The sequence below is a fragment of the Zhouia amylolytica genome (assembly GCF_900116365.1).
Classification (GTDB): domain Bacteria; phylum Bacteroidota; class Bacteroidia; order Flavobacteriales; family Flavobacteriaceae; genus Zhouia; species Zhouia amylolytica.
Genome location: NZ_FPAG01000004.1, coordinates 20,714 through 41,493 on the forward strand (window position 1 = coordinate 20,714; position 20,780 = coordinate 41,493).

Annotated in this window: 14 protein-coding genes; 12 read left to right on the forward strand and 2 right to left on the reverse strand. The window is 37.4% G+C overall.

All coding sequences use genetic code 11. The annotated features are described in order from the left end of the window. Position 1 precedes the first annotated feature (1 nt). The 3 genes from BM361_RS07045 (at position 2) to BM361_RS07055 (ending at position 3,816) form a co-directional block, all read left to right on the forward strand. Positions 2-925, forward strand: coding sequence for a PorP/SprF family type IX secretion system membrane protein (locus BM361_RS07045; protein ID WP_074977876.1), 924 nt, complete (start codon positions 2-4; stop codon positions 923-925). 193 nt (positions 926-1,118) lie between these two features. After that, positions 1,119-3,170, forward strand: coding sequence for a tetratricopeptide repeat-containing sensor histidine kinase (locus BM361_RS07050; RefSeq protein ID WP_074977878.1), 2,052 nt, complete (start codon positions 1,119-1,121; stop codon positions 3,168-3,170). Positions 3,171-3,180: 10 nt separating this feature from the next. Further along, complete coding sequence (locus tag BM361_RS07055; RefSeq protein WP_254785755.1) at positions 3,181-3,816, forward strand: response regulator; 636 nt, start codon at positions 3,181-3,183, stop codon at positions 3,814-3,816. Between the two features lie 1,153 nt (positions 3,817-4,969). Here BM361_RS07055 and BM361_RS07060 read toward each other — a convergent pair. Next, a complete protein-coding gene (locus tag BM361_RS07060; RefSeq protein ID WP_139226644.1) occupies positions 4,970-6,145 on the reverse strand; it encodes a heparan-alpha-glucosaminide N-acetyltransferase domain-containing protein in 1,176 nt (391 codons plus the stop codon). 220 nt (positions 6,146-6,365) lie between these two features. Between BM361_RS07060 and BM361_RS07065 the strand changes: the two genes are divergently transcribed. From BM361_RS07065 to BM361_RS07090, 6 genes are all read left to right on the forward strand, one after another. Further along, a complete protein-coding gene (locus BM361_RS07065) occupies positions 6,366-7,154 on the forward strand; it encodes a hypothetical protein (protein WP_074977883.1) in 789 nt (262 codons plus the stop codon). Positions 7,155-7,319: 165 nt separating this feature from the next. After that, positions 7,320-7,880, forward strand: a complete 561-nt coding sequence (locus tag BM361_RS07070) for an RNA polymerase sigma factor (protein ID WP_051413565.1) — start codon at positions 7,320-7,322, stop codon at positions 7,878-7,880. Between the two features lie 97 nt (positions 7,881-7,977). Beyond that, positions 7,978-8,916 carry a FecR family protein gene (locus tag BM361_RS07075; RefSeq protein ID WP_074977884.1) on the forward strand — a complete coding sequence of 313 codons (939 nt, stop codon included), beginning with the start codon at positions 7,978-7,980 and terminating at the stop codon, positions 8,914-8,916. A gap of 82 nt (positions 8,917-8,998) precedes the next feature. Further along, positions 8,999-12,436, forward strand: a complete 3,438-nt coding sequence (locus BM361_RS07080; protein WP_083425879.1) for a SusC/RagA family TonB-linked outer membrane protein — start codon at positions 8,999-9,001, stop codon at positions 12,434-12,436. Between the two features lie 18 nt (positions 12,437-12,454). Beyond that, positions 12,455-13,936, forward strand: coding sequence for a SusD/RagB family nutrient-binding outer membrane lipoprotein (locus tag BM361_RS07085; RefSeq protein ID WP_074977886.1), 1,482 nt, complete (start codon positions 12,455-12,457; stop codon positions 13,934-13,936). Positions 13,937-14,024: 88 nt separating this feature from the next. After that, positions 14,025-15,614 (forward strand): purple acid phosphatase family protein, encoded by a 1,590-nt coding sequence (locus BM361_RS07090; protein WP_074977887.1) that lies wholly within the window; start codon positions 14,025-14,027, stop codon positions 15,612-15,614. Positions 15,615-15,728: 114 nt separating this feature from the next. Here BM361_RS07090 and BM361_RS07095 read toward each other — a convergent pair whose 3' ends face one another. After that, positions 15,729-16,757 carry an NAD(P)-dependent alcohol dehydrogenase gene (locus BM361_RS07095; protein WP_074977889.1) on the reverse strand — a complete coding sequence of 343 codons (1,029 nt, stop codon included), beginning with the start codon at positions 16,755-16,757 and terminating at the stop codon, positions 15,729-15,731. A gap of 269 nt (positions 16,758-17,026) precedes the next feature. Between BM361_RS07095 and BM361_RS07100 the strand changes: the two genes are divergently transcribed. From BM361_RS07100 to BM361_RS07110, 3 genes are all read left to right on the forward strand, one after another. Beyond that, on the forward strand, positions 17,027-17,890 hold the full coding sequence (locus BM361_RS07100; protein ID WP_074977891.1) for a LytTR family DNA-binding domain-containing protein: 864 nt from the start codon (positions 17,027-17,029) through the stop codon (positions 17,888-17,890). Between the two features lie 126 nt (positions 17,891-18,016). Next, positions 18,017-19,213 carry a cytochrome-c peroxidase gene (locus tag BM361_RS07105; RefSeq protein WP_074977892.1) on the forward strand — a complete coding sequence of 399 codons (1,197 nt, stop codon included), beginning with the start codon at positions 18,017-18,019 and terminating at the stop codon, positions 19,211-19,213. An 11-nt stretch (positions 19,214-19,224) separates the two neighbouring features. Continuing rightward, complete coding sequence (locus BM361_RS07110; RefSeq protein ID WP_074977894.1) at positions 19,225-20,733, forward strand: parallel beta-helix domain-containing protein; 1,509 nt, start codon at positions 19,225-19,227, stop codon at positions 20,731-20,733. Positions 20,734-20,780: the final 47 nt, after the last annotated feature.

Sequence of the window (20,780 nt, forward strand, 5' to 3'; positions counted from 1 at the left end):
AATGAAGCAGTATATCACATTTTTATTAATGATTTTTGGGTTTGTCAATATGGTGGCACAACAAACACCGCAATTCACACAATACCTGTATAATCCAACCAGTATCAACCCTGCCTTTGCAGGAAGCACTAATAGCTTGTCAGCAATAGTAATGCACCGATCCCAGTGGACAGGATTTGATGGAGCTCCATCTACAAATACAGTATCCATTCACTCACCTTTGCGAAACGAGAAAGTAGGTTTGGGTTTTTCTTTTATAAACGATGGATTGGGAAATGAAACTTTTAATTACTTGTACGGTGATTTTTCATATACCATTCAGTTCAATGAAAAAATAAAGATGGCCTTTGGTCTGAAAGCCGGATTTACCCAATATGCGTTAAGTGATCAGCTTTTGAATAAACCCGATGTTCAAAATGATCCATACTTCAATGCTTATAACGATCAATGGAACCCAAATATCGGGGTGGGAATGTATATGTTTGGTGATCGATGGTATGGCGCAGTATCAGTACCTCAAATGCTTAGCAATAAATATATAGATGCCGCTTCTGATGGTGTTGAGTATAAAGCAGCAGAAAAATCCAGCCTGTATATTACTGGTGGGTATGTTTTTACCTTAGGTAACGAAGTGGTATTTAAACCAACTACTATGTTAAGGGCCACAGATGGTGTGCCAATGTCATTAGATTTCGGAACCAACTTTATGTTCTATAATAAGATTTGGTTAGGAGTAAATTACCGTTTAGACAGCTTCGATACGCTCGGAGCGCTGGGAAGTTTCAAAATCGGAAATAATTTGCAATTGGGTTATGCTTATGAGTTTCCGGTTTCGGGAATAAGACCTTACACAGGTGGAACACATGAATTCTTTTTACGATACGATTTCAAGACAATAATAAATAAAGGCACGACTTATTTTTAGGGTAAAAGGTTAATAATATTCGGGGGAAATTAATGATCATTATTACTCTAAATGAAAAAGGCTTTTTATCAAAAAGTCTCAGCTAGCTGAGACTTTTTTTTAAACAATAGTAGATCATTGTAATAGTTCATTTTAACATTACACAACGGGAAAGAATAGTATTATTTTATAATCTTCCCCTTATATTTGCTCTGTGTTTAAAGTACTACAAATTTTATCGTGTATTCTCTTATTCCTGTTTATAGACAGTGGAGTTTCTCTTGCTCAGATTACTGATGGGCATACTGAAGATCCTGAGGAGTCATTAAAAAAATTAGTGACCTTAAAGAGTGATACAACTAGAATAACATTTCTAACCAACTTGTTAGACACCTATAAGCTCGAAAGTAAAAGTGTGGCCGATACCATTTATACCTATCAAAAAAAGGCTTTAACATATAAGCAGTGGGAGGAAGCCATAAAAATGGTTAATGCTTTGGGGAACTATTATATATACAAAGAAATTAACCATAAAAAGGCCTATGAATTACTTAAAAGTTATCAGGAATTTATAGATCATAATAATGATAATAAGCAAATCGCCAATTATTATATAACCTATGCAGAGGCGGCCACCTATATGCAACTTTTTAAAACTTCTTTGATCATATTAAATAACGGAATCGATTTTTTAGAGTCCCAAAAAGATTCTTCCCTTTATGAATATGGATATGCCTATCTAAAAGCTGGAGAAAATAGCGATAAGATAAATGATATTACCAATAGCGTAGCTTATTACGAAAGAGCAAAGGAAATATTTACGAACCAGAAAAATGAATTAATGTATTTATGGGCTCAAAATGGCTTGGCCCAACTGTACAGTAAAAATGGACTTTATGATCGGGCACGGGAAGCACGGCTGGAAGTTTTTGAAAAAGGGAGTGCACTAAAAGAATTTCAGTTAGTAGCTATTGCCCGTTTAGGTGCTTGTAATGAAGCAAATGAACAAGGAAATGCAGAAGAAGAACTTTATCAAATTCGAACGGCACTCAACGAACGCAACAACAAATCAGATGTACAAGGTATTGTAGATATACTAACCTTGTCGTATGCCGTTTCAGCTTTTGCCAGAAATGGAATCTTAGACACCTCCGATATTTATAAAAAAGAACTAAATGCAAAGATTGACCCTTTTCTCAATAATCCATTTCTCAGCACCTATTATTATTCAGCTCTAAGTCAAAATGCCCTTACACATAATCAATTAAATAAGGCAGAAGAATATGCAATTAAAGCCTTGAATGGAGTTAAATCCTCTGAAGATGTGCAAAGTATTTTGCGTTTAGAACGCCTATTAGGTCTAATTTATGAGAAAAAGGAAGACCTGAAAAAAGCAGTTCTACACCATAAAAACTATTCCAGAGTTAAAGATTCAATTAACAATGTAATCTCCAGACGGAAATATGCTTATGTGCAGACGCAGTTTGAAACGGCGCGAAAAGATCTCGAAATCACACGTCAAAAACAGGATATAGAACTGCTAAATGCAGAAAATAAAGAAAAGACGTTTTGGTTCCTTTTTGGTGGATTGATTCTGATTGGCACCTCCGGGTTTTTGTGGGTGTACCGCTCCCATAGCTTTGCCAAAAAGAAGCATGCCTTAACCAAACATTATTCTCAGGAGTTGTTATTAAGTCAGGAGAAAGAAAGAGAATATATTTCAAGGGAGTTACATGATAGTGTAGGGCAACATCTCACCTTGTTGACAAAGAAAGTAAGAGATCTTGATCAACAGGATTTATTGGAATTATCACAACAGACACTTGAGGAAGTTAGATCTGTATCCAGAGGTTTGCACCCACCGGCTTTAGACAACCTGGGAATAACGAAAGCAGTAAGTCACCTTATCTATAGTTTTGATGAGAAGTATAATATTATTTTTACTCCTGAAATCGAGTTCATAGATGAGTGTTTTAATAAAGAACAAAATATTAATTTATACCGCTTCGTTCAGGAGGCTATGACCAATATTGTAAAACATGCTCAGGCTACAGAAGTTATCATAGAAATTAAGAAAAAAGAAGGAAGAACTATCGAGGTTTATATTGAAGATAATGGTATTGGCTTTGACTTCCATGATAAAAAGAAACTAAACAGCCTTGGCTTGAAAACAATGAAAGAACGTATCCTTATAATGCAGGGAGCGTTTTATTTAGATACCACCATAAATAAAGGCACAACTATAAAAGCTAAAATACCTTATTAAAATGAAAAAAATGCCCCGAATACTTGTTGCTGATGATCATCCATTATTGCTAAAAGGATTGGTTGAGGAATTAGTATCAAACAAGCATCATGTACTTGCGAAAGCAAATAATGGTATGGAAGCATTGGAACGTATTCTCAGTAAGGAACCCGATATAGCCATTCTCGATGTTGAAATGCCCCTCCTTACCGGTATTGAGGTAGTAAAAAAAGCAAGAGAGGAAGGAAGCCTTGCAAAGTTTATTATACTCACCTCTTATAAAGAAGAAGGACTAATATACGAAGCACAACAATTAGGGATTGATGGATATTTACTCAAAGAAGAACCCTTTTCGGAAATAGAAAAATGTATTGGTGAAATTTGTAAAGGAGCCACCTACTTTAGCAATACATTTAACCGGGTATTGGAAGCTGAAATAAATCCCCAACTTCAAAAACTAAAACTCCTTTCTCCTTCCGAAAGAACAATCCTCAGACTGGTGGCCCAATCCAAAACCTCTAAAGAGATCGCAGAACAATTGGTGATATCTATCCGAACGGTTCAAAAACACCGTACTAACATTATTCAAAAGTTGGGACTGGAAAACTACGAAGACCAATTAATCTCCTGGACTCAAAAATACAAAGAACTGATTTTAGCTTTATAAAATATAAGACATTTCTTTCAGTATTATCGCGAGAATTGCGTTAGAAGACTTTATCAAAATGTTGTCAATATTATATTCAATTTCCACCAATTGTCATTGCAAACCATGTAATCGTTAGGTATGACGATCTCAACAAGGATAACAGATTAAATATTAGATCAATTGATTCCGTAACAAGTACGGAATGACAAAGAAGTGCAGAATGAAAATCAGGGCATAAAACAATTTCCCCCTTTAGGGGTGCAGGGGGAAAGAAATTGTTTTCGGCAACGTCATTGCGAGTCTTGCGATAGCAAGGCGTGGCAATCTCTTCAAGAATAGTTACTAGCTTCCAAAAGATCGCCGCACGACACTGTTTTCCGTTCGCGATGACGGTTTGTTTGCAGTAGTTTTGAATTAAGGTGTAAAATTAAGTCGCCATAGGGTTTGGCAGGCGAGGTTAAGTTACCTTAATTGGTTAAGAATGTTGATAGGAGTGTACCCCCGTCGGCAGTATATATGAATTTAATCCGTTAAAAATGGTCGAAGCCTTGGAGACCATTTAGGATAAAATTCATGGTTTTGCGATAGCAAAAATACCTCTCGACGGGCATCCTTTCTTTTGGTTCGTTTTCTTTACTCACGTCCTTATTATTTTTGTCAACGTGTTCGTGAATACTATGTATTTGGATGGGCAATTGCGCAGCACATCATGAACCCCTTATAAAACAATAAGCAAATTGGTGAATAAAAGAAATGAATAAAAAATAAACATGCCTTTTTCATTCAGTTGAACAGTTCCTTGTCAGGAGAAAAGATCGAATATTTGAACAATAGATTCCGCAACACATGCGGAATGACAAACAAGTACGGAAGGACACGTTCAGATGCTGACTCATTTTTGATTAGATTCCGCAACAAGTGCGGAATGACAAAAGGAAGAAAACAATTTCCCCCTTTAGGGGTGCAGGGGGAAAGAAATTGCATTACGTCATTGCGAGCCTTGCGCTAGCAAGGCGTGGCAATCTCACCAATAAGAGTTACTATCCTTCAAAAGATCGCCGCACTACACTTCGTTCCGTTCGCGATGACGGGTTGGTTTCGACTTTCCCCTTTCCCCTTCAATAGATTCAGCAATAAATACGGAATGACAATCAACCCCCTCCCAAAAAAATTATATTTTCAACCGAAAACCACGCTTCTCCATCCACCCCACAAAGAGGATAATGACAAAGGAAAACAATAAAGACTTAATAATACCAGCGATGCCATGGGTCATCATAGAAGGCCAATTAAATCCAATTAAGATAATAATCGGATAAATAAAATAAGGCATCAAATAACAAGTAAGTGTGCTCGTTCCGGCAGGTTTGAAAGGATCTGCCCATTTAAAAATATTGAGTTTGTCTATCAATATGTAAAAGCAAACATAGAGTACATAACCTATTCCAATGCACAATGTACTCCAGGTGGGCGTAGCCTTTATTTTTGAAATAGGAAACAACTCTCTCAGCATAAATCCATAAATAATGAATAGGATTCCTGCACCTAATACGATCTTTAAAAAATGAGACTCCTTTTCTTTTTTTCTAAAATGAAGGAATGCACAAGTACACAAAACACCAGCCATCACCAAAGCATAATTAGAGGCACTTATAATAAAGGTAATAGAAGGGATATGTTCATAATATCCATTCTCCTGAATATTCATGAACAGGAGTAACAGAAATACTAAAAAAAGGTAGGGCCATATCTTTTGAAATAAGAGGTATATAATGCTGTTTAAAAAATAAGCCCATCCAATAAGCCCTAGAATTCCCCACCAACTGGTACGCATCCAAACTATATCTTCGGCACTCCCTCCTTTATAGATGGCAGCCAGGAAAATCAATAGTAATACCCCGATAGCTTGAATAATATTTTGAGCTTGGCGATTTAAACTTGTAAGACCTTTATAATCCAACCATATTAAACAGATGGCTAAAGCCATTAAAATCTCCCAAACATGTTTGTTTATCGGCATAGCATCATCGTAGATCATTTCAAAATTCACCATATAAAACCCCATGGTCAATAAAGCGACAGTTCGAAGAATGATATGTTTTAATATTGACCAGTGAGAAGTTCCTTTTTTTAAACGCGTACGTACAGCTAGCGGAATAGATAAACCAACAATAAAAAGGAATAATGGAAAAATAATATCAGAAAACCCCATGCGATCTTCATTTACGGCGGCATGTTCTAACCACTCCGGAACCCCTGTAAGAGACCAAAGATCATTCACGAAAATCATAAAAAACATGGTCAGTGCGCGAAAGATGTCAATAGAACGAATTCTTTTATTTTTCAAGATAAGTTGGTTTATTGGTTATAAGTAAGTTAAATATATAGGATTTATTCGATATTATAGTAAAAACTTGGATATGAAGCAATACCAAACAAAAATTTACTTTCTTAAATGGGCTTAGTAAGTAATCGAAATCTGTCTTTCTGATGAGGTGGTTAAGTCAGATAATTGTATTGCTTTAAAAAATACCTTAAATTAGTAGTTAAATAAAAACCCAAATCCAATGAAAAAAATGAACATTAAACGCGTTCTTTTTAAGAACAACAAAACACTTCTTGTCGGCTTTGCGGCCATGACATTGATTTTTACGTCCTGTAGCAGTGATGATAGTGAAGACCAAACCAGTATGGAAATTACTGAAGAAACAGCTGCAAATGCAATTTTAACAGCCGTTTCACCGGAGTCTGGGGGAGCCTTGGCCTTTACGATGGAAGGAGTAGCCATTCTCGAAGGGGAATCTACTGCTAACAAAACCACCCCGCTCGCTAAAGTAGGAGCTTACGAATGCGGACAAGAATACAATACTTCTTATAGTGTAAGTGAAGAATCTGAAGATTTTTCGGTTACTATGGACTACGCGTGGACATGGATGGTGTCTTGTGATGAAATGAGTATGCCACTAAGTGCCTGGTTAAGCTTAGCAGGTACAGGTGTAATAACCGGACCAAATATGGCTGCCAATACAACCCATGAAGCCACGATGAGTATTTCAGGACTTGAAGAGAGCTCAGATATGTATACCATTAGTTCAGAACACCTTATAGAAGGGGTTTATGAGGTAGTAGCAGAAGGAAATGAGTACAGATTTACAACTTCGATTAATTTCATTACTGAAGAATTAATGGTTTTAAAAGCAGACCGTACCGTATCTTCTGGATCCTTGACTGTTTCTTTTGTTGGAAAAGCATCTAACGGTACCTCGTATAATTTCTCAGGAACTATCGAATTCCATGGCAACCAGACAGGTACACTTACCATGGAAAGTGGAAATACTTATCAATTAAGCTGGTAAAAAGCAGAAAATAAATTTTATTGAAGACTGTCTGAATTTTTTTAAGACAGTCTTTTTTTATGACTCCTCTTTAAAGACTCTGAATTAAATTTATAAGATACTTTACATAAACATAATATCTACTTAGGATACAGGTACATTTAAAAAAATAATTTAGCCTTGCTGTTGAACACAACATTAAAGACCTGGAAAAGAGTGGCTAAAATATTGAAATATAATGTTAATGTGAGAGAAAGATCTACTTTCGACGCATTGTATACCAAATATTGGGAACCTCTTTTTCTATTCGCGTATAAAATCTCCGGATCCAAAGAGTTATCTCAGGATGTCGTTCAGGAAGTATTCTTTAACTTCTGGCAAAATAACCGTCAGGCAGCCGTACAAAATATTGAAGCATATCTTTTTCAGAGCGTAAAATACCAGATTTTCAATCACTTTAAAGACAAGCGATTCAATACCTTAGAACTGAATGAGAGTTTTGAAACATATCTGGTAGAACAATTGGAAGAAGATGATACCGTTAATTCGGCCACCCTTTTAGATCTCCTTGAAACCCTCCCGGAAAAACGCAAGGAAATTGTTTACCTCAATAAGTTTCAGGGGTTGTCAATTTCAGAAATTGCCTTAGAGTTGGATTTGTCGCATCAAACCGTTAAGAATCAATTGCATAGAGCAATTAAGCATCTCAAAGCCTCTCTTAAAGAAGCTTATGGTTTCTTTTTTTAGACCAAAAACTATTTTTTACACTTCCGTAACATTTCCTTAATATTTTTCGATGGTACTTTTTTGTGTTTTGGACACTTTAGGGTGTAAACACTTTTGAATGAAAAAGAATAGTAAGCATCCTCTAGAGGATCTGATCACAAAATATAAGGAAGGTAATATTTCTGAAAAGGAAGAACTAATCCTTATGAGGTTTTTAGATACCTATCGCAAACAACAATCGTGGGATGTTGAATTGGGAGAGAAGGAGACTGTTAAAGACGCAATTAAAGTTCAACTGGATCAAAGAATATACAAACAAAAAAGAAGCAGAAGTAACATAGCTTATGCAGTCGCTGCCTCCTTGGTCCTTTTAATTGGGTCAATGTATTTTGCCAAAATTTATAACACATCAAACACTCTCAATTGGGTAATAGCACAAACCTCTGATCAGATTGATTCGTTGTTATTATCTGACGGGAGTACCATATTCCTAAACCAAAATACCCGCTTTGAGTATCCTGAACAATTTACAGGTAACGAAAGAGGTGTGAAACTGATAAAAGGAAGCGCCTTTTTTAAAGTTGCAAAAGATAGTATCAAGCCCTTCATAATCACTTCCGGTGAGTTACGCACCAAGGTTCTTGGAACCTCTTTTAATATTATCAACAGAGATAGCCTTTTTAATGTTACCGTAAACACCGGAAAGGTAAATGTGAGTAATAAAATGGAAAGTTTCGACCTGCTGCCTAATGAACAAGTGCAACTCGATCAAGCCAACAAAAGGTTGTTAAAACGAAATGTCAATGCTCAGGTTTATTCAGGATGGATGCATAAAGATGTAGACTATCCAAGTATATCATTAAATGATTTATCTACGGTAGTTGAGCTTAGATATGGAATACCATTTCAGTTTGAAGAAGTGCGATTAAAAGATCATAAAGTAAAAGTTTCCTTTTTGAAAGACGATACCCTGAATCAAGTTATTGAAAAATTAAATTTTATAACCAATGTGAAACTCAAAAAAGAGAAAAATGTAATCAAAGTAACAGCAAATTAACCAAAACAAAAAAGTTCAGGCCTGTGGCACCAGACCCGAACCAATTAGCATTAAATGAATCGTAAAAAGTACATCTAACACTATGAAATTTAAAAAACAAAAGAACCTTATTTTACAGTTCTTTGTACTAATAGTATTTAACTCCACTGTTTTTGCAGCAACAAACGACAGTAAAGGAGTAGAATCAAAAGTAAGCATTAATGTCAATAATGCTACACTTGGAAAAATATTTTCACTTCTTGAAGATAAAACAAAACTACACTTCAATTATGGTGAAGAAATTTTACAAGACACCAGAACTTTTTCTATCGTTTATAATAGTGAAGAGTTAAAAGAAATTATGGATGATATTGCCTCTAAAGCGGCCTTGTCATATAACATTTCAGGTAGCTCTGTATTAATAAAAAAGAGTTTAAAACAAGCTACCCCTCAACAGAAAAGGACCATAACAGGTGCCGTTACCGACGAGAACGGACAACCTATGCCCGGAGCCAGTGTTATGGAAAAAGGGACAACTAATGGAGTGGCTACAGACTTTGATGGTAATTTTAGTATCAATGTGAGTGGTGAGAAGGCAATTCTTGTAGTTTCTTACGTTGGTTATACGACCAAGGAAGTGTCTGCCCCATCTTCAGGAACCATTAACGTTCAATTGGGCTTAGATGCCCAGGGACTTGATGAAGTAGTGGTAACGGCACTAGGTATTACCAGGTCAGAAAAGAAAATCGGGTATTCAACTCAGGATATTGAATTAGCGACCATAGAAGAAGTTACCGCACCAAACGTTGGTAATTTATTTACGGGTCAGGTAGCAGGTTTACAAGTAACCAATCCAACGGGTATCTTCCAATCTCCGGATTTTTCATTACGTGGTAAAAATCCATTGATCGTGATTGATGGAATTCCGGTAGAAACTGATTTCTTTGATATTTCTTCAAATGATATTGCCAATGTAAACGTCCTTAAGGGAACAACAGCATCGGCCTTGTACGGATCTAGAGGTAGAAATGGCGCCATTCTTATTACTACTAAAAATGCAAATAAAGAAGGTCTTGAAGTTGCAGTTTCACAAAGTACTTTAGTGACCGCAGGATTTACCGTTTTCCCAGAAACACAAACCGAATATGGTAATGGTTCTAATGGAAAATATGAGTTCTGGGATGGTAAAGATGGTGGTATCTCTGATGGAGATATGATTTGGGGACCGAAATTTGAACCAGGGGTGATGATTCCACAATGGAATAGCCCGATAAGAGATAATGTTACTGGAGAGGTAATCCCTTGGTGGGGTGATGTATCAGGCACTCAATACGATGATAAATCAAGGTATTCAAGAGAGCCGATTCCATGGAAATACCATAACAACCTAAAGGATTTCATGGAATTAGGGTATGTTTCTACGACCGATTTTGCCATTGCTCACAAGGGTGAAAAAGGATCGTTTAGAATTTCCGGAAACTACTCTAAACAAAAGGGTAGAGTACCAAACACCAGTTTGCAAAGTGGAGGTCTTACTTTTAAAGGAACTACAAAACTTACTGATCGCCTTACATTAGATAGTAAGTTAGCTTATAACAAAGTATATTCACCGAATTACCCACGTTATGGTTACGGACCAAAAAACCACATGTACACCATCCTGATCTGGATGGGAGATGATGTAAATGGTAGAGACCAACGCGAACATTTTTATATCCCGGGACAAGAAGGTTACAGGCAGGCGAACTGGAATTACGCATGGTACAACAACCCTTATTTTGCTGCCTATGAATTGAATCAGGAATACGATGCAAACCTGATAAACAGCCAGTTGAAATTGAACTATAAGGTAACCGATGAGATCAATCTTCAAGCAAGAGGATCTGCAGTTATAAAGGATGTTTTTGAAGATCGTGAAAGTCCGAAGTCATACCTGAATTACGGTGATCCAAGAGCCGGTGATTATAAAACATGGAATTACGAAAGAACCACCATCGATATGGATGTGCTTGCAACCTACAACAAAGAGTTCAGCGATAACTTTGCATTGAACTTTAATATGGGAGCCTCGACATTCTATAGAAAGTATCAACAAGAATATAATGCAACCGATGGTTTGATTGTTCCTTTTGTTTATAGCTTAAACAATACCAAAGGAAATGTAAAAGCTAATACCTACCTGGAAGAGAAAAAGATAAACAGTGCCTATGCAACCATGGAGTTAAGTGTTTTTGACGCCTTGTTCCTTAATTTTGCAGCACGTAACGACTGGTCTTCTACCTTACCGGAGGCAAACAGCTCTTATTTCTATCCTTCTTTTTCAGCAAGTACGATTGTTTCTAATTATGTAACAATGCCAAAAGGAATCGATTACTTAAAACTATTTGGTTCATGGGCTGAAGTATCAAGTGATTTGAATCCATATGAGATTTCTCCTTTCTACCAAAATAGCGGAACCTTTGGGTCTACCACTAAATTAACTTATCCTGGAGGTATTGTAAATCCTAACATCGAACCTGAAAAGTCGACTTCTTTTGAATTAGGTACAAGTGCCTCATTCCTCGAAGGACGTTTGAAGCTTGATTTTACATACTATAATGTAATTGATACTAATCAGATTATAGATCTACCAACCTCTATTGCTTCTGGTTTCCAAAACAGAAAAGTAAATGGAAATGAGTACACCACAAATGGGTTCGAAGTAGTTTTAAAAGCTACTCCTGTTCGCAATGATAATTTTAGATGGGATGTGCTTACCAACTGGAGTAAAAGAGAAAGAAAAATTACGGATATCTATGGCGGACAAGAACGTTACGGTGATCTATTCTTAAACGATCGTGCCGATAGTTATTACGCAACAGTATGGCAAAAATCTCCTGACGGGCAAGTAATCCTGAATGATAACGGACTTCCGATCAGAGATAATTACAAACAAAATCTTGGACATAAAGACCCGGATTGGCTTTTAGGTTTTCAAAACAGCTTTAAATATAAGAACATGACCCTTGATGTAGGTATCGACGGATCATGGGGAGGTCTGATGAGGTCCTTAACAGTTGAAAAAATGTGGTGGGGCGGTAAACACCCGAATTCAACCTTATATCGCGATGCAGAGTATGCAGCCGGAGAGCCTGTTTATATACCGGAAGGTGTAAATGTAGTGAGTGGTGAACTCGATAGAGATGTAAATGGAAATATCATCTCTGATACACGTGTATTCCAGCCAAACACTACGGCTGTAAGCTGGCAAACCTGGAGCCAAAATTATCCTTATAGAGCTCAGGTAACAGAAGACGAAAGCGAAATTTTTGCCAATGTTTTTGACAGAACCTTCTTTAAGTTAAGATCGGTAACCTTTAAATACGATTTTACAGACCTGCTTAATTTAAAAGGTATTAAGCATATCGATATGAGCCTTAACGGGTACAACCTTCTTATCTGGAAAAAAGCAGAAATTATAGATCCGGATTATGGTAATGATGATAATCTTCAAGATCCATCATCAAGATATGTAGGTATGGGAATCAACATGAAATTCTAAAAGGAAAACCCTAAAGAAATGAAACAGATTAAAGTATTTTTTATGTTTATCGGGATCGCTACAATTTTTGGATGTAGCGACCTTTCAGACATCAATGAAAATCCAAATAACGTAAGTCAAACGCATCCACAGTTACTTCTTACAGAAATAGCCTTCAGAGCTTTTCAGGTAGAAGGAACAGGAGCGATGTATGCATCTCGTATGCTTGTACAGACCGATGGTGAGAATAATTACCAGTATTATAACTGGAACCGTGGTAGCTTTGGTGATTATAACCGTTTGCGCGATATAACCAAAATGATGGAAGAAGCTGAGCGAATCGAAAGCAATGCTTATAAGGCATTGGCTAAGTTCTTCAGATCTTATTACTTCTATGACTTAACACTCACCTTTGGCGATATCCCATATAGTGATGCATTAAAAGGAGAAGAAGAAGAGATTTATACACCTTCTTACGATACTCAAAAAGAAGTGTTTGTAGGAATCTTGAATGAGTTGGAAGAAGCGAATAATTTACTGAAGGATAACAACGAAATTATAGCTGGAGATATTATCTATAATGGAAATGCAGCGCAGTGGAGAAAACTGATAAACTCTTTCAGGTTAAAAGTGTTATTGACCCTGTCGGGTAAAACATCGGATGCCGAATTGAATGTTGGGAATACCTTTGCCAGCATCTTCAATAATCAGCCGATAATTGAATCTAATGACGATAATGGTCAATTGGTATTCATCGATCAGGATGGAAGTCGGTATACCGAGTTTAACTCCAGTGGGTATGGATCTGGAATGTATATGGACTCTACTTTTGTGAGAAGGCTACAGGATCGTAAAGACCCAAGATTGTTTATTTTCTGTACGACGACAAAAAATGCAAAAGAAGCCGGATTGGCTGAAGATGATTTCAATGCCTATGAAGGAGGAAATCCTTTAGCTCCTTATGCTGAGGTAAATGATAAAGCAGCTCAGGGAGATGTGTCTAAGGTGAACCTGCGATACAGTACTGATCCTACAACTGAACCTCATAATCTTTTGAGCTATTCGGAAACAGAATTTATACTAGCAGAAGCAGCGCTTAGAGGATGGATTGCTTCAGATGCAAAGATGCATTATGAAAATGGAGTTAAGGCATCTTTTGAGTTCTATAATGATTATGCAAAAGGATACGGTTCGTACGTCGATACGCAAAGTGCAGAGAGTTACCTTTCTGAGCCTTTGGTAAACTTTGACAATGCAACCACATTTGAAGAGCAATTAGAATTAGTAATGACGCAGAAGTATTTTACTTCATTCCTTCAATCGGGCTGGAGAATGTATTTCGATCAGTTGAGAACTGGATACCCTGAATTTGCTCAGGCTGCGGGAGCAACGCCTCCTACCAGATGGATTTACCCTCAGGGGGAATATTTACAAAATACCCAGAATGTTTCGGAGGCTATTACCCGTCAATTTGGAGAAGGAAATGATAAGATTCGCGAAACACCTTGGTGGTTACAATAGAGTTGTTTATTCAACTTGCTTTAAATTCTGTTAAAGAGTGCCGTTGAAATTGTATCTTCAACGGCCTCTTTTAAAAGCAATTATTACAATGAGAAAATTTTTAAGCATTACCTTAATTCTAAGTGCCTGCTTGTTGGTGAGTGCACAAAAAATTGAGATTAAGCCCTATTTACAGGATGCGAACCCTACATCAATAACCATAATGTGGCAAACAGATAGCGGGGATGAAAGCATTGTAGAGTGGGGAACAACCCCTAAACTAAAAAATAAAACCAAAGGAGAATCCTTCGATATTAACTTTACGGATGCCAGAGTGCATAGCGTAACCTTAACAGGTTTAAAGAAGTTTACCGAGTACTATTACCGGGTTAAAACGGGGAAAGCAAAATCAGATATCTATCAATTCAAAACCCCTCCTTTCGCTGAAGACAAAGAATCATTTAGCCTGGTTGCTATGAGTGATATGCAGTACGATCATAACAACCCTGATAAGTTTGGTGAGATTGTAAATGATGGAATATTGGCTTACTTGAATGAAGAATTTGATGGGAGTGTGCCTGAAAATCTTGCCATGGTACTCATACCGGGAGATTTGGTGGAGAACGGCACTAAATATGAGCAATGGCAAAATCATTTCTTTAACCCGGCAGAGAAACTTTTTTCAGAAGTTCCTGTATATCCTGCAGTAGGAAATCACGAAGGAAATTCAATCTTTTATTTCAAATACTTCAGTCTTCCCAAAAATGGGAGTCCTGAATATGCAGAACATTGGTGGTATAAGGATTATGGAAATACGCGAATCCTCGGACTCGACTCAAATAAAGGATACCGCGATATCAGACAACAATTAGAATGGCTCGACAAAGTGTTGAAAGAAACCGCTTCTAATGAAGATATTGATTTTGTCTTTGCACAAATGCACCATCCACATAAATCTGAATTATGGATTCCCGGAGAGGAAGATTTTTCCGGGAAAGTGGTAGAACGTTTAGAAACATTCACAGAAGATTCAGGGAAACCCAGTATACACTTCTTTGGACATACACATGGATATTCACGTGGACAATCAAAAGATCACAAACACCTTTGGATCAATGTAGCATCAGCAGGGGGTGCTATCGATAATTGGGGTGAATTTGAAGGTCGTGATTACGATGAGTTTACAGTTACCCAAGACGAGTACGGGTTTGTAATGGTAGAAGTGGATCCTAATAACGGCGATCCGAAGTTTACCGTGAAACGCATTAGTCAGGGAAATAGAGTGAATCCAAGAGACAATGAACTTACCGATAGTATTACCGTTTGGAAATACAGTAAGGAACCATTGGCACCAAACCCTTTAGCTCCGCTAAAAGATAAGGTCAATCCAGGGAAGGTGGTCCTGAAGGCCTCCGCCTTCAAGAGTGATCGGAGGGATGCCTTTCATGCAGCTTCCAACTGGCAAATTAGTACAAGTCCGGACTTTAATAAGCCCATTGTTGATAATTGGAAACAGTTTGAGAATTGGTACTACAAAGAAAACAGACAAGCCGACGACGATCTTACGGATGAAAAGATTTACAGGCTATTGCGCGATAATACACAATATTATTGGAGAGTGCGATATAGAGATCAAAACTTAAATTGGAGTCCTTGGTCTGAAACAGCCACGTTCACTACCACAGAACGCGTTGATTAATTTAGTTGGTTTTTTGTGAAAATGCCTTATTTTATGCGATGATAGGTGTTTTTAATTAAAAAAAGTCAGGTTACTACCTGACTTTTTTGTTTTATAGTTTTAAGCTTATTCTTTTTAAGGCGTTAACACCGCTCTGCCTTTAATTTTTCCGTTTAATAACTTATCATAAACCTCGTGGGCCTGGTCTAGTTTGTATTTTTCAATGTCAATTTTGATCTTTCCATGTCGAGCCAGTTCAATAACCTCCATAAGTTCTACCCGAGTGCCCCAGTATGGTGTTGATATTCGAGTTCCAAGAGGAACAGCCATCGCATGAAAATCTAAATGTCCACCACCCAGGCCTACAATCGTTAAATCACCGTTGAGCCCTACTACTTGTTGTCCAATGTTAATTGTTGGTTGAATCCCTACAAAATCTAAAACAACCGCAGCTTTCTTAATACCCGTTATTTTTTGAATTTGGGAAACAACATCATCATCGGTAGTATTGATTACGAAATCCACACCGTGATCTTTAGCTAGTTGTAATTTGTCAGCGGTAACATCTCCGGCAATTATGGTAGCCGCAGAGGTCGCTTTTAATATTTGTAATGCAACATGACCCAATCCGCCAATACCCAACACCACCACAAAAGCGTCTGACGTAAGCTTATCTTTTGACCTCCTGATGGCAGCATATGGGGTTAGCGCAGCATCTGTTAATGGAGCTGCCACTATCGGATCAAGATCTTTAATATGAACCAGTAATCGAGATGATGGAACTAACATAAAATCAGCCATACCTCCATTTAATCCTAGCCCACCTCCATATGGATTTTCACTTTGGTGATCGCAATAATTTTCTGCAGACTGCTGACACGGTTTGCAATGACCACAACCCCAGGGACCATAGACTAATACTGCATCTCCTTTTTTAAACCCTTTAACCCCGTTACCCGTGGCTTCAACCCAACCTGCATTTTCATGCCCTAAAGTAAAAGGTTGTGGGTCTTCGCCCATGATACCGTCGTGAATAACGTGAAGATCAGAATGACAAACACCGGCTCCTCCTATTTTGATAAGAACTTCATCGCCCTGAGGTGTTGGTTTGTCCATCGTTTCAATTCTAACATCATTGGTTCCGTAAAATCTAACAGCTTTCATACTTGATGGTTTTTTAGGTGAATATTGAATTGAGATAGCTATTTAAAGATACGAAAAGTGCTATAGCTTAGGTGTTAACAAATCGTTTAATCTTTTGTGTCTAAGTTCGGTGTATGAGTCATTAATATCGTGCTTGAGGACTTTAGAAATAAAACAATCTCAATTGGTTAGTTTTTACGAGATCCTCAGAAAATTTGACGCCGGGGAATTCAAATCCATTATAATTATAAATTTATGGTTACATTTAGATGCATTTGTTAATTCTTTTAATGAATAACTTTAAAAAAATAATCAAAAGAGAAGTATCCTTTTTAAGCTCTGCAAAAAACCGATTCTTACTAATCGGTTTTGTTGCTATCTATGCCATATTATTTATAACACTATATGAGCCTTTTAATATTAATCAATGGGGAGGTAATTATTATTGGCAATTTATAATGGTGGGAACTGCAATACTTTTTGTGACTCAATTTGCTTTAAGGTCCTTGTTTCGAATCAAAAACTTTACATATTTAAGTCTGTTTTTATGGTATCTCCTGGAGGTGACCATTATGGCGTATTTCTTTTATCTTTTGTTCGGTGATGAGTTATCTGCATATTCAGAACAGTTCAAGGAGTATCTTTTAACTTTTAGATATACTGCCTTGATCCTGATCGTTCCATATACAGTTTTTGTTTGGTATATGGAGCACAAATACGGGTATAGTAAATTAAAGGCAGAGAAGGCTGAGATTATTGAAGCCGGCACCAAAGATAAAGACAAGCTTCTTACCATAAAGGGTGAAAATGGAAAAGTAGCATTGGCCATTAAATATGGTCAGTTGGTTTATGTGAAGTCTGCGGGTAATTATCTCGAACTTTTCTATATGAAAGGAGAAACAATAGTGAAAGAACTTATAAGAGGAAGCATAAAAGAATTCGAAGTTAATATCCAGGATTATAAACCCTTGTTACGGATACATAGATCTTATATTGTTAACTTCAATTACCTCCATTCATTCAAAAGAACCAAAAAGGGCTATATCTTAATTATGCAACACGTTCCGGATGTTGAGTTATCCGTATCCTCTTCTTATAAGGATATATTCGAAGAACGATTAAAAAAAGTATCCTCCCCTTTGGTCACAACATAGGGTTTTTTCGTCACAAAATACTTGTTTATAAGGCTCCTGTAAAGATTCACTTCTTAAATTTCCAATAACTGTTTAGCTGTAAAACTTCTTTAAACAGATAGAATTAGTTTTTAGTTATAGCAAAAAATGGATATTAAAAAGATCGTTTTAAGAGGTGTCATTTTTATGACTTTTGTGTGCACTTTATGGGGGCTGGTAAGTTTGGGTAATAAAGATTCAGTCTATTATAAAGTGCCACAGCTAAACTGTGATTGCCCTCCGGGTTTTAAACTTAATGAAAACAATGAATGTATAGCCCAGAATTTATACATGGCCTATACCACAGAAAATGATCATGGAGTTGGCGGATTAAAAACAGCACTCCCTAAGGTAAGAGACGGTTTTTCTCCGCAACAAATTGATTTGGGACGATACTTGTTTTTTGATCCCGCACTTTCTAAAGATGGTTCGATCTCTTGTGCTACCTGTCATGATCCTGAGAAGGGGTTTAGCGATGGACTTGCCGCCAGTGTAGGAATGAATGGATATCAGCTAACTCGTTCTGCACCCTCCCTTTGGAACGTAGCCTATTTGAAACTGTTTTTTTGGGACGGACGTGCCAAATCACTTGAAGAACAAATGAAAGGTCCGCTCTTTTCAAAAGAAGAAATGAATAATACCCCGGAGAACCTCTTGAACACCTTAAACAATATTGACAATTACAAGGTCCTTTTTGAAGAAGCTTTTCCAAATCGGAATAATAATACGATAACATTAGAGGAAATTTATACTGCAATCACCGCCTTTGAAAGCTCTCTGATTTCACTCAATAGCAGATACGACCAATATGCACATGGTTATCATAAGGCTTTGAATGAAAAAGAAATAGAAGGCCTAAATGTATTTAGATCCTTTGTAGCCAGATGTGCAGAATGTCATACCCCTCCGCTCTTTACCAACCAACAAATTGCCGTTTTAGGAGTACCGGAACCAGATGGGAAACCCTTAGACCCCGGAGCCGAAATACCCTATAACGATAAAACCATGCGCGGAGGGTTTAAAGTGCCCAGCCTGAGAAATATTGAGAAAACAGCCCCTTATATGCATGCCGGAAATTTCAATACTTTAAGGGAAACAGTACAGTTTTATACCGATGGACGAGGACATGCAGTACCGGAAAATGAAGAACTTCGAATTCATTGGCACATATGGGAACCAGAACTATCAGATGATGAGCTGGACAGGCTGGTAGATTTTCTGAAAACCCTTACCGATGAAACCTTTATGCCGGAAGTGCCAACAGAACTTCCTTCCGGATTATCCAATACAAACCATAACTCTTAAGACCACAAAAAATGAAGAAAAGATCAGTTTTATTAAAAACTATTGGAGCATTTGCGTTTTTGCTCATAGGATTGTTTTTGGGAAGAATGATTTTTAAACCCAAAAAAGTTGAGACTGTACCCATACCTTCCACAATGCAGTATTGGAATACAGGAGCTTCAAAAGATACTTCCGCTGTAGCACAAGCTGCCAATTTTACAGGGAATATTATCAAAGTAGAAGATGGAGGTTCAATACGAGAAGCTGTTCTTAAAGCACAACCCGGCGACCTTATCAGAGTTTATCCGGGTACTTATTCAGAAACTGTGTATATCGACAAGGATAATATAGGTATTCAGGGAGTTATAGTCGATGGAAAGTGGCCTGTTATGGATGGTAAAAAGGAATTGAATGATGCCATCTTGTATTCAGGCAATGGAATAACCATCGAGAACCTGAAGATCATTAAGTACAAAGGAAATGGTATCATGGGGCAGGCTGGAAATAATTTCGTGATACGAAACAACTGGATTATTGATACTGGCGTTTATGGTATTTTTCCGCAGTACGGTAAAAATGGAATAGTAGAATACAATATCCTCACCGAAATTGAAGATGCGGCCATTTATGTCGGTATGTGTGATAATGTAGATGTAAAGTATAACGAAGTGTTTGGCAATGTGGCTGGTATCGAAATAGAAAATTCTAGGCACTGCCTCGTAGAGAGTAATTATGCGCACAACAATACCGGAGGTATCCTGGCTTTCCTGACTCCCGGATTGCCAATAAAAACAATTTTCGATGTAATAATTCGTAACAATTTTGTTATTGGGAATAATCATGAGAATTTTGGAGCACCGGGTTCTATAGTTTCTGGGATTCCGAAGGGTACCGGAGTGCTTATAATGGCAGCTGATGATGTAATTGTCGAAAACAATATTATTGCAAATAATGATAACGCCGGAATTACCATAGTCGACCTGGCTACCGGTGCACCTACTGCTAACGATCCAAATTCAGAGCCTAATCCTGATCGTGTGGTCATTCTCGATAATTTTATGATTGAAAATGGTAATAATCCGGTTGGTGAAATTAAAGCTTTAATGATGTCTCAGCTTAAAACCAAAGGACCGGATATTCTCGCTATGGGAGGAGGTACCGGAAGTTCTATCAGAGATAAAAACAGATACCGCACTTTTGGTCTGGGCAATTATGGGACAGCAGAAATTACGGATACCAAAGATATAACCACCTTTACTTTTAAAGAACCGGTAGCACCAAGGTCAGTTTCTAAAGAGGAATTAGGAGAACTCACCTATTATGGCGTTTGTGCAGGCTGCCACGCTTTCGATACACGCCTCATCGGGGTGCCGACTAATATCATACAGGCCGTTTATGAAGGAAACCCTCAGGGAATTGTAGACTACATTAATAAACCCTGGAATTTACGAGATGATTATCCGGACATGCCTTCGCAGGCATACCTGCCGGAGGATGCTAAAATGGCCGTGGCAGAATACATCTTGTCCCTCAAAAAGTAAGATCCATTCCACATAGACAAATATCACTACTAACTAACCAAACTATA